Origin of the sequence: Psychrobacillus sp. L3 (genome assembly GCF_042945595.1) — a bacterium.
Lineage (GTDB): Bacteria > Bacillota > Bacilli > Bacillales_A > Planococcaceae > Psychrobacillus.
Map to the genome: position 1 here is coordinate 792,506 of NZ_CP168493.1, position 12,908 is coordinate 805,413.

The window sequence follows — 12,908 nt, forward strand, 5'->3', positions numbered from 1 at the left end:
AATTTTAGATGTTCTGAAAAAAATAATAAGTTACAAGCAGCCGAAATTGCTTATTCGGCTGCTATTTTTTTGATAGAAATTACAAAAGACCATTCGATAAATAGAACTCATAAGTAGATCTTGCCAAACATATTACTATAAAAATACTTACAAATGATATAGACAACTAGACCATTGTTTCTAAATAGGAGAACTAAAATTTTTGTGGTTTTAAAGGAGCAGATGATATTGGACAAGACAATTCTTATTTCAAATGTAACCATTGTTAATTTTGATCAAGCAGAATTTAAAGGTGATTTATTTATAAAAAATGGAAAGATAGAAAGGATAGGAAAAAAGTTACTGCTGGAATCTGATAGACAAATTGATGGGAAGTTTAAAGAATGGATTGTATTTCCTGGTTTTATTGATATGCATATGCACGGATTAGCAGGGTTTGATACGATGGATGCTACAGAAGAAACACTTAGAGGAATGGCTCGTTCATTAGTAAAAGAAGGAACTACAAGTTTTTTAGCAACTACGATGACTCAAGACATTGATCGGATCGAAGCTGCGTTATTGAATGTTCGACGTTTTGAATATCATGCAGATGAAGCTGAACTACTCGGCGTACACCTTGAAGGTCCATTTATATCCAAAAAGTGGGCTGGTGCACAACCAATCGAACATATTATGGAACCTTCTATTGACCAATTCAACTCATGGCAACAATTAAGTGGCAATCTTATTAAACAAATAACTGTCGCACCTGAAGTACCAAATGGATTTGACTTTATAAAAGAACTGAATAGACAGGATGTTCTTGTATCTATTGGTCACTCAAATGCTACAGCAACAGAAGTGGAAAGAGCGGTACAACTTGGTGCAAAGCAGTGTGCTCATTTATTTAACCAAATGCGTCCTTTTCACCACCGAGAATTGGGAGTTGTTGGGGGAGTTCTACTCGAAGAAAGGGTTAAAACTGAAATTATTGCAGACTTTGTTCACAGCCATCCCGATGCTATAAAAATGGCATATCGTTTGAAAAAAGCTTCACGCATCATTTTAATTACAGATGCTATGCGAGCAAAGGGCTTGCCATATGGAAACTATGATTTAGGTGGACAGACAGTTTATGTGACAGAAAATGGTGCACATCTTTCTACAGGGGCTTTAGCAGGCAGTCTTTTAACGATGGATCAAGCTGTACGAAATATGCAAAGAGTTACTGGGTGTTCCTATCAGGAGCTTGTTTCAATGTCTTCAGCTAATGCTGCTAAACAATTAAAGCTTTCGAACAAAGGCTATATTGCAGAAGGGGTGGATGCAGATTTAGTGATTCTAGACAAAGCTTTACATGTCCAAAAAACCATTTGTCGTGGCAATGTAGTTTTCGATAACGATTGGTAAGGTTATCTATTAGAAAGGAGAACAGGTTTGATAGATCGCCAAAATCGGTATAAATTTTTCATAAAAGACGTATTAACTTTGAATAATGATAGAGGAGGATTAATAAGTGGAGAAAAGTTTTAAAATCATCACTCCAGAAGGATTACATGCTAGACCATCTACTTTATTGGTTGTAGCTGTCACACCCTATGCATCGAATGTGCAACTTTCTTATAATGGAAAATCCGTAAATTTGAAGTCTATCATGGGGGTAATGTCACAAGGAATTGGTCCAGGAGCAGTTATCACTATCTCAGCAGAAGGAGCGGATGCGGAGGAGGTAATAGAGAAGGTAACAGGAGTAATTAAATCGGAAAGATTAGGAGAAGAATGTTAACACTTTCTTGAATAAATAAAGATGGCATTATGGACATAATAGAGGAAAGTTTAGTAGGAAAGAATCATATCTTAATTATATCTATTAATATATTTTCATCCATGATGGACAGTTTTTTATCTTTTTTTAAGTGTACTATACCAGTATAACGACAGACCGATTCCATGAACGGAGGGTTATGAAAAATGAAAAATATTATGTTAGTTTGAGTTGCGGGGATGAGCATCGTTGCCAGATAAAATAAGCAATATAATACCTTCGGAAAATTATCTGCGGCACCTGGAATCTTCAATATTAAAGAACCATTATTATTCGGCTTACCAATTGTCTTAAATCCGATATTATTTATTCCATTTATTCTAACCCCTATGATTAACGTAAACATTGTTTATTTTGTAACAAAATGGGGAATGGTTTCCGCAGCAACAATTGCAGCCCCTTAGACAACGCCTCCTATTATTAATGGTTTCTTAGTCACGCAGTCTTGGCAAGGAGCAGTGCTAAGCTTGGTCTTAATTGTTATTTCCGTTTGTATTTATCTACCATTTGTAGCTATGGCAAACAATACCGCAAAAATGAAAGAAGCAAAGTAAGCGGAAGCGCGGGGGTTTTTAATGAGAAGATTAGAAATATCCATTTATCCTCAAAATGGCTCAATGGATGAAATGAAAGGATATATTCAACTAGCACACGATAATGGCTTTGACCGTATTTTTACTTGCTTACTGTCCATTAAGAATGATAGGGAAAGAGAGTAACTACAACAAATCAATCAATATGCGCAGCAGCTTGGCTTTGAGATTACCGCCGACATCGCCCCTGAAGTATTAGAGGAACTAGGCTTAAGTTATCGAGATATCGGTAATTTAAAGGGTTATTACTATCTAGATGCACTTCGCTTAGATATGGGATTCTCCGGTCAAGAAGAGGCGTTCATGTCATTGGACGCTTCTAATATGAAAATAGAATTGAATATTAGTAATGGCACAAAATATGTGGAGAATATTTTATCTTACCAACCCAATCGAGAAAACATTATTGGTTGCCATAATTTTTACTCAAGAGAATATACAGGACTTTCTCGACAACATTTTTTAAAGGTTTCCAAGCTCTTTAAAGACAATCAACTACGTACAGCAGCCATGATTTCCTCTCAAAATGGAAAGTTTGGACCATGGGAACTTACTCTGCATGGTTTACCTACATTAGAAGAACATCGTTGTCTACCCATAGCTGTTCAAGCGAAAGATTTATGGCATACAGGTTTAATAGATGATTTAATCATTGGCAATATGTATGCCTCCGAGGATGAGTTAAAAGCATTGGGTAGCTTAAATCGAAATAAGCTGGAGTTAGCCGTAGTAACTTCTCCACAAACGAATGAGTTGGAAGAAAAAGTATTGTTTGATGAACCACATTTTAATCGTGGGGACGTATCTGCATATGTTATTCGTTCTACACAATCTCGAGTGAAATTTAAAATGAACTCCTTCCCAGCACATGATACATATGGAATAGAGCGAGGGGATGTTACGATAGATAACGATTTGGATATTCGATATAAGAGAGAGTTGCAAGTAACATTAAAGGCTATGCCGAATGCTGGATGTACAAATGTTGTAGCTAAAGTAATTTCGGAGGAGCTTTTTCTACTCGAACATATTCAACCGTGGGAGTCTTTTGGTTTTCGGCGTGTGTTAGAAATGTAAGTTACAAGTTGGATGACAATTGAGTATAAATGCTATTTCACTTGGAATGTATAGTGAAATAGCATTTTTTATTCAAAAAACGGAATTATCTAGTTGTTGTTTTATTTGTAAGACAATGTCGAAAAACAGAAGATTAAGAAGATTCAATAAATTCTTAATTGAACTTCAAAATGTTCCATGGTATGTTTAAAAATAGAGTCATATTTATCATTTCATTTCATATAGTTGGGAAAATTGGTAGTATGATTTATTTATTACTATATTAATATAGGAGGGGAAATATGAACAAGAAATTGAAAAAGTCTGTAATAGCAACAGTACTTGCTACATCATTGTTAACTTCCAACAATTTAGGTCTCACTAACAACTCATTACAAGATTTGATAGATCAGGCGAGAAAGGATATGAAAGAGGCGGCCTTTGCATATGTTTTGCCGTCTCAAAATGGAATAGTCGCTACAAGTACTTCATTGTATCCATTGTTGAATACAGCAAAAGCAAATTATGAAAAGGCAAAGAATGCCATTGTTAAATCAAATGCAAAAAATAAAAACACTTTGTTAAAAGATTTAAATGATTTATATAATGAACGAATTACAAAAGGAATTATTCCTTATATTGATGCTTATAATTATTCGAACAAATACTTAAATCCTATTATGTCGGATATTAAAAAAGCAGAGGTTGAAAAAAACTGGGAAAAAGTAGAAAAATTATACCATGAATTATCCGTCCAGCTAAAGAGTCGTACAGCAATTCTTTACCGTTTTTCTGGTAAAGCAGCAAGGGATTTATTGTTAGATCAATATAAGGAACCCGCCAACATAAAAAGAGATCAGTTAATAGTTCCTGTAACTATTTATATGAAAGTAAAAGAAGCGGATATTTTATTAACTGCTGGGAAAAAAGAAGAAGCAATTAAAGTATTAGAATCGATTAAAACTTTGATTTCTCAATTGCCGTCTACAAGTTCTTTACCAATGGTAAAGGAGTTACTTGAAAAAGTTAGTGAAGTAGGAAAAGAAGCAGGAATCGATCTAACAACAACAACTCCACCTCCTTCGAAAGGTGGAGGAAGCAGTGGAGGAAACGGTGGAGGGAACACAGATTCTACCTACAAATTATCAATTATGCATACAAATGATACACATGCCCAACTTGATAATGTAGCTAAACGTGTTACTGCAGTAAAAGATGTACGTAAAGTAAAGCCATCCGCTTTGTTAATTGATGCAGGAGATGTATTCTCTGGATCTTTGTATTTTAACGAATTTAAAGGACAAGCAGATGTAGAGTTTATGAATTTAATGAAATATGATGTAATGACACTAGGAAATCATGAATTTGATCTAGGATCTGGTTCTGATGGACATAAGGCTTTAGCGGAATTTATTAAGAAATCAAATTTCCCAATCGTCAGCTCAAACGTAGATTTTTCAAAAGACGTCAATTTACAAGGATTATTTAATGTGAAAGTTTCTAGTAATCCTAAAAACGGGCAAATTTATAGTGGAATTATAAAAGAAGTGAACGGACAAAAAGTTGGATTGTTCGGGTTGACTACTGCAGAAACTAAAGACATTTCAAGTCCTGGAGAAGTAACTTTCAACGATTATGTGAAAGCTGCCCAAACAATGGTAGATGAGTTCCAAAAGCAAGGCATTAACAAGGTTATTGCTGTTACTCACCTTGGTTATGATGATAATCCTGCTTATGATAATGACTTACAATTAGCGGCAAAAGTAAAGGGAATTGATGTAATTGTTGGTGGTCATAGTCATACTAAACTAGACAAACCTGTTGTTGTAGACAAGGATGAAAGTGGTAAAGCAAAGGATCCAACTATTATTGTACAAGCTTATCAATATAGTGAATTTTTAGGTACTTTAGACGTAGAATTTGATAAGTCCGGTAAAGTAGTAAAACATTCTGGAGAGTTAGTAAGTGTAAATGCTAAAGTCGCAGATCCTGAAGCAGCAGAGTTACTTAAATTTTATTCGAATAAAATTAAAGATTTGAAAGAAGAACCAACTGGTGCAATTGCTCTAAATGCTTTAGAAAATCCTAGAGCAACTGCTGATAGTCTAGTGAGTGTTCGAAGTAATGAAACACCATTAGGAAATCTAATTACGGATGGGATGCTTAATAAAGCAAAAAAATTCAACAAAGATGTCATCATGGCATTCCAAAATGGCGGTGGAATAAGAGCGGCTATTGACAAAGGACCTATTACAGTGGGAGAAGTAATTACTGTGCTTCCATTTGGTAATACACTAGCAACAATGGAACTTACAGGTGAAGAACTAAAAGCAGCATTTGAAATAAGCTTCAAAGAGTCTCCAAAAGAAAATGGTGGATTCCTTCATGTCTCAGGAGCAAAAGTAACATTCGATTCTTCTAAACTTGTAGGAGAGCGAGTAGTATCTATCGCATATAAAAATGCGGATGGCAAATATGTAGATATTCAAAAAGATGTTAAATACACAATTGCGACGAATGCGTTCACAGCTAAAGGCGGAGATGGATATGACGTACTGAAAAAAGCATACGAAGAAGGAAGAGCAACTGATCTAGGTCTTTCAGATTGGGAAAATCTACGTGACCATATCATAAGCCTAGGTAATGTTGATCCTAAAGTAGAAGGGCGAATTGTAGATGTTAAAGGTGAAGAACCTATTCAAGAAAAGTTTGAACTTTCCCTTATGCATTTCAACGACACACATGCTCATTTAGATAACGCTGCAAAACGTGTAACGGCAGTTAACGAAGTACGTGCAGCAAAACCACATGCATTGTTACTAGATGCAGGGGATGTTTTCTCTGGAACACTATATTTTAATGAGTTCAAGGGACAAGCGGACTTAGAGTTTATGAATTTAATGAAAGTAGATGCGATGACGTTTGGTAACCATGAGTTTGATCTAGGTTCATCACCTGAAGGTCATAAAGCATTAGCAGATTTCATTAAAGCAGCAAACTTCCCGTTTGTATCGGCGAACGTAGATTTCTCAAAAGACAACCTATTTACTGGTTTGTTCAATACGAAAATCTCTGAAACACCTACAAATGGAAACATTTATTCAGGAATTGTAAAAGTAGTAAACGGAGAAAAAGTCGGAATATTCGGTTTAACAACAGCGGATACTAAAGATATTTCAAGTCCGGGAAGCATCACATTCTCTAACTATATTGAAGATGCGAAAAAGATGGTTGCAGAATTTGAAAAAATGGGTATCAATAAAATCGTTGCCATAACACATATCGGCTATGATGATGATCCAGCAATAGATAACGACATCGAGTTAGCAAAAGCAGTAAAAGGCATAGATGTTATTGTAGGTGGACATAGTCATACACAACTAGACAAACCAGTTCTAATTGGTGTAAACGATGAGCCGACCATTATCGTTCAAACAGGTCAATACGCAGATAATTTAGGAACATTAGATGTAACATTTGATGCAAATGGTGTAGTAGTAAGTCATGCAGGGAAGTTAATAAAAATTGCAGACAAAGTGGATAACCCTGAAGCAGCAGCGATACTAAAGAGATATTCTGATAAAATTGCAGAATTGTCCAATGAAGAAACTGGTGCAATTGCAGTTCAAGCATTAGAAAATCCACGTACAGATACTAACAACGTTCGAAAAAATGAAACGCCACTAGGAAACCTTATTACAGATGGAATGCTTAGAAAAGCAAAAGTGTACAACAAAAACGTAATCATGGCATTCCAAAATGGTGGTGGAATTAGATCGGCGATTAACCAAGGACCTATTACAGTAGGTGAAATAATTACTGTGCTTCCATTCGGAAATACATTAGCAACGATGGATCTAACAGGAGCTGAAATAAAAGCAACATTTGAAGTTAGCTTGAGAGATCTTCCACGTGAAAACGGTGGATTCCTTCATGTATCGGGAGCAAAAGTATTGTTTGATTCTTCCAAACCAGTTGGTCAACGTGTCGTAACCATTGCTTATAAAAATGAAAATAATACGTACACGGAAATTCAAGATAATGTAACATACGCAATTGCAACAAATGCATTCACCGCTAAAGGTGGAGACGGTTACGATGTGTTGAAAAAAGCATACGAGCAAGGAAGAGTAAAAGATTTAGGTATTTCAGATTGGGAAAATCTACGTGAAGAAATTGTACGTCTAGGTAATGTAGATCCAAAAGTAGAAGGACGCATTGTTGATGTATCTGGAAAAGAACCGGAATTTCCAGGTGGAGACATTCCTGCAAAAGATTTTTCTGGGACACCTAATGCACCAAAAGTATACAATAGCGACGTGACAGTTTCTGTCACAGATATAACACTCCTTGGTAATGCAGTTATTAAAGGAAACTTAACCCTTATAGGTACACCTTCAAATAATCTTTCACTTTACAATATTACAGTAAAAGGAAACTTGAATATTTCCGGGCTAAATGGAGTAAATTTTGACCTTGACGGAATCATTGTTGAGGGAGAAACAATTTTATAATACAATTTGCAAAGCCTTCTATTACTAGATGGAAGGCTTTGTGGAACATTATCATAATCAATTTACTAGAAATCCCTATCTTAAAGGAGAATTGTATAGATGAGAAAAAGGAATTGGAAGCAGTATTTAAATGCCTTCTTATCGGCAACTTTAATTGCTGGGCTAGTATTGCCCGTGTTGCCATCGAAAGTAGCAGCTGTTACAAAAGCATCTGACTTAATCATATCTGAGTATATTGAAGGTAGTGGTAACAACAAGGCACTAGAGCTATACAATGGTACAGATGCTACAATTGATTTGAGCAAATATTCACTCGAGCTATATTCCAATGGAGGAACAACAGCTACAAAATTAAATTTATCGGGTCAATTAGATAAAGCGAAGACGTATGTTATTTATCATGGAAGTGCGAATGCCGAATTAAAGGCTAAGGGAAATTTAAGCAACTCAACTGTAATGGCTTTTAACGGAGATGACGCAATTGTCTTAAAAAAATCAAGTGAAGTCATCGATTCTTTTGGGCAAGTAGGAGCACGAGTTATGTGGGGTGAAAACGTTACACTTGTTAGAAAAGCATCGATTACTTCCGGAGATACAAATCCAAACAATGCATATGATGAAACGGCTGAATGGATTAAATATGGGATAGATACGTTTGAATATCTAGGTTCCCATACGATGGATAGTGAGGATCCTACACCTGGAGAAAGTCAAGTTGAGGCTGTAACAACTTCAATACCATCTTCCAGTGTACCAGTAGGCACAGAGATTAGTTTATCAACAATCACAGATGGAGCATCCATTTATTTTACGACAGACGGATCTAATCCAACTAATTCAAATACTAAATATGGGACTCCGATTGTTATTAACAAAGACACGACAATTAAAGCAATCGCTATAAAAGAAGGACTAGTAGACAGTGCAGTTGCAGAATTCACTTATACCATAATAAGTGAATCTGGAATACTAACACTTGCAGAAGCACGTGCTACAGCTATTGGTGAAACAGTTACGATTAAAGCAATAGTAGCTGCAAACTTGAAAAATACTGTCTCTGTACAAGATACTACAGGTGGGATTGCAGTGCGTCCTGCAACTTTACCTGCGACATTAGGAGATGAAGTTACACTTACTGGTAAATTAGCAGAGTTCCGTGGACTTCTTCAATTGGACAATGCAACAATTGTTGAAAAGAAGGCAAATGTAGGAGCGCCAACTCCAAAAGTTGTAACAGGAGCACAGGTCAATGAAAGTAATGAATCTGTTCTTGTACAAGCAAAACAAATTACTTTAACCGCAGTAAATGCAGGAAATTATACAGCAACAGATGGAACAACAAACTTCATTGTACGTGATGAAAACAACTCACTAGGTTTAAGTGTAGGTAAAACGTATGAATCAATCACTGGTATCGTTCAACAGTTCGATGCTGATTATCAAATTATTCCACGTTTTGCACAAGATATCGTTTCAGACAGTTCCATTTTACAACCAGTTGAAGCGAATCCTGGAAGTGGAACATTCGTTGGTGGCACAACCGTAATATTGTCTACAACTACAGCAAATGCAGAAATTTATTACACATTAGATGGATCAGTACCTTCAAAACAAAGCACAAAATATTCTTCACCAATTGAAATTAAGAAAAATACAACACTTAAAGCAGTAGCATTTATTGCAAATGGTTCTTCAAGTGAAGTGAAGACATTCGAGTATGTAATTACAGATAGTCTTCAAATTCATGATATCCAAGGAGCAGGACACTCCACTTCTTATGACAATAAAAATGTAGAAGGAATTCAAGGAGTAGTAACATATTCTTTTACCTTAAATGGATCATATTATTATCATATCCAAACTCCAGATAATTTAGCGGATGATAACCCTAACACTTCTGAAGCAATTCTTCTTTATAGTGGCAATAAATCTCTGTCAGCTAAAGTTGGAGACTTAGTATCAGTTACCGGGAAGGTAAGTGAATATGCATATGACGGATATGATGATCGTCAAACAACAGATTTGAAAACTACACAGATCAATGTTCGTGATGATCAAGGTGGAAAAGTGACAGTCGTTCAAAGTGGCGTAGCTTTACCTGCACCAATCATCATTGATGAATCAAAAATGACTTTTGAGAAAATTGATAGTGATAACTTAACTGTTTTCAATCCGAAAGTGGACGCAATAGACTTCTGGGAAAGTATTGAAGGAATGCGCGTTCAAGTTGGTAATGTGAAAGCTGTCTCACCACAAGAAAATGGAGATTTAGTTACATTGCTTGAAAATGCACCAACGAACTCTTTACACGGTGGTGTCTTGTATGAAGAGGGGAACAAAAATCCAAATCGTATACAATTCCGTTTAGAGCCTAATGGACCGGGTCGTGATTTTGAAGTAGCAACTGGAGATAAATTTAAAGGACCGATTACTGGTGTGGTTGGTTATTCATACCAAAATTTTAAAATCTATGTCTCTTTAAATGAAATGAAAGCTGCTCATACAAAAGGAACTGCAACACCTGAAAAAACGACGATTGTTACAGCGGAAGATAAGTTAACGATAGCATCTTATAATTTGGAAAACTTTTCTAATAACAAAACATCTACTACTGACGACAAAGCTCGTAAATTAGCAAGAGCTATTGCTACTGATATGAAAAGTCCTGATATTGTTGGTGTGACAGAAGTGCAAGATAATAACGGTGAAACTGCTGGGGATTCAAAGGCAGACCAAAGCTATGCGAGATTGATTGCAGGTATAAAAGCTGCTGGAGGGGTCGAATATAGCTATGTGAATATTGATCCTGTAAACAATCAAGACGGTGGAGCACCAAATGCGAACATCCGAGTAGGATTCTTATACAATCCTAAAAAAGTAAAATTAACAGAGGGTATTTCAGGCGGAAATGCTACTACTGCGGTTGGTTACGAGAATGGTAAACTAACACTTAACCCAGGTCGTATCGATCCAACAAATAGTGCATTTACTAGCAGTCGTAAACCTTTAGCGGCACAATTTGATTTTAATGGTGAAAGTGTCATCGTAATTGCGAATCACTGGAATTCAAAATCTGGAGATACACCTTTATTTGGATCCATTCAACCACCAAAATATACTAGTGAAGTAAAACGTCACGAAATTGCTAAAATCGTATATAACTTTGTGAACGATATAAAAACAAAAAATCCGAATGCAAATGTTGTTTCTTTAGGGGATTTTAATGATTATCAATTCTCAGAATCTCTAAAAATTCATGAAGGTAGTCTGATGAAAAATATGATCAACTTAGTGGACACTTCTGATCGTTACACTTATTTGTATCAAGGAAATTCACAAGTATTAGATCATATTTTAGTCACTAAGAATTTAGAAAGCAAAACTAAAATTGATATTCTTCATATCAATGCAGACTTTACAGATATGGCTGGTCGTGCAAGTGACCATGATCCGGTTTTAGTACAAATCGATATCAAAGCTAAAGATGTGGTAACACCAATCGAAGCGGAAAAAATATATAATATCAAAAAACTTACAACGAAAAAATTAACAATCGGTAAACCGAGCGTATCCATTACACTGGATGACCAATCAGTAATTACAGATGGCGTACTATTCACAGGAGCTTATGCAGAATTCCATGGGGCAGGATTTGTAAAACATTCTGTAACGATTAAACCAGTAAACACTGGCGCGATTATTGATTTCAAAGGAACAATAATGAAAAAAGTCATCATTGATGGTCCGAACGTAAAAGAAATAAGAGGCGCTGAAAATATTCTAGAAATTGAATTTATTAATGGTGCAGATAGCAAAAATATTAAATTTACAAATTCAAAAGGGGAACCCATTGTGGTTCCTTCTTTTCCTGGTGATAATCAAGCACCTGTAATCAAGAAAAGTATTCCTAATCAATCAGTTAAAGCTGGAGATTCCATTTCCATTTTATTAACAGACTATTTCGCGGACCCTGAAAACAAAGTGCTAACTTTTTCTTCCACATTAGGTACTATAGAAGGATCTACTTTAAAACTAACACTTAACGAAGGAAGCTATATCGTAGGGGTTACTGCATCAGATGGTGAAAAAACCGTCACTGCGAGCTTCAGTGTACTTGTAACTTCTGCAAGTTCCCCTACAGATGCTTATTATAAAAATGCATTTGGTAAAGAAGGCCAAGCATTAAAGGATGCACTTCATGAAATAATTGATGGCCATATTCAACTTTCATACGATGAAGCATGGGTAGCATTACGTGAAACAGATGAAGACCCAAATAATAAAAACAATGTCATATTGTTTTACTCTGGAATTTCCCGTTCTAAAACCAGTAATGGTGGAAATGTAGGACAGTGGAACCGAGAACATACATGGGCAAAATCACATGGAGATTTCGGTACATCTAAAGGTCCAGGAACTGATATTCACAACCTGCGTCCGACCGATGTACAAGTTAATAGCGCTAGAGGAAATTTAGACTTTGATAACGGGGGTAGCCCTGTTAGTGGATGTAACGGATGTTTTAAATCAGCAAGTTCATTTGAACCACCTGATCGTGTAAAAGGTGATGTCGCAAGAATTTTATTTTATATGGCAACACGTTATGAACAAGGTGACAAAGTAGATTTAGAACTAAATGATAAAGTTAATAACGGAAGTGCACCTTATCATGGAAAGCTTTCTACGCTTTTAAAGTGGCATGAGCAAGATCCAGTCGATGAATTCGAACGTAATCGTAATAATGTCATTCAAAAATGGCAAGGAAACCGCAATCCATTTATAGATCACCCTGAGTGGGTAAACTCTATATGGAAAAAAGCAACTACAGCCTACAAAGCTGCATAATCTGTCCAACTGTGTAAGCAACAATACTGAAAATGACCTAAAGTTCATTTTGAAACCTTCGTAATGAATCCAAAACGATAAATTAAGTTTAGC

Annotated in this window: 4 protein-coding genes and 2 pseudogenes; all 6 read left to right on the forward strand. The window is 35.8% G+C overall.

The window, feature by feature from the left end; all coding sequences use genetic code 11:
- The first annotated feature begins 222 nt into the window (after nt 1–222).
- Nucleotides 223–1,392 carry an N-acetylglucosamine-6-phosphate deacetylase gene (gene nagA, locus ACEPXD_RS03835; RefSeq protein ID WP_391120114.1) on the forward strand — a complete coding sequence of 390 codons (1,170 nt, stop codon included), beginning with the start codon at nt 223–225 and terminating at the stop codon, nt 1,390–1,392.
- Between the two features lie 106 nt (nt 1,393–1,498).
- Nucleotides 1,499–1,768 (forward strand): phosphocarrier protein HPr, encoded by a 270-nt coding sequence (locus tag ACEPXD_RS03840; protein WP_391120115.1) that lies wholly within the window; start codon nt 1,499–1,501, stop codon nt 1,766–1,768.
- Between the two features lie 254 nt (nt 1,769–2,022).
- A pseudogene (locus tag ACEPXD_RS03845) lies at nt 2,023–2,211 on the forward strand (PTS transporter subunit EIIC); the annotation flags it as partial.
- Nucleotides 2,212–2,382: 171 nt separating this feature from the next.
- Nucleotides 2,383–3,477, forward strand: a pseudogene (locus ACEPXD_RS03850) (DUF871 domain-containing protein).
- A 281-nt stretch (nt 3,478–3,758) separates the two neighbouring features.
- Nucleotides 3,759–7,970, forward strand: coding sequence for a 5'-nucleotidase C-terminal domain-containing protein (locus ACEPXD_RS03855; protein WP_391120117.1), 4,212 nt, complete (start codon nt 3,759–3,761; stop codon nt 7,968–7,970).
- 99 nt (nt 7,971–8,069) lie between these two features.
- Nucleotides 8,070–12,815, forward strand: coding sequence for an endonuclease (locus ACEPXD_RS03860; RefSeq protein ID WP_391120119.1), 4,746 nt, complete (start codon nt 8,070–8,072; stop codon nt 12,813–12,815).
- Nucleotides 12,816–12,908: the final 93 nt, after the last annotated feature.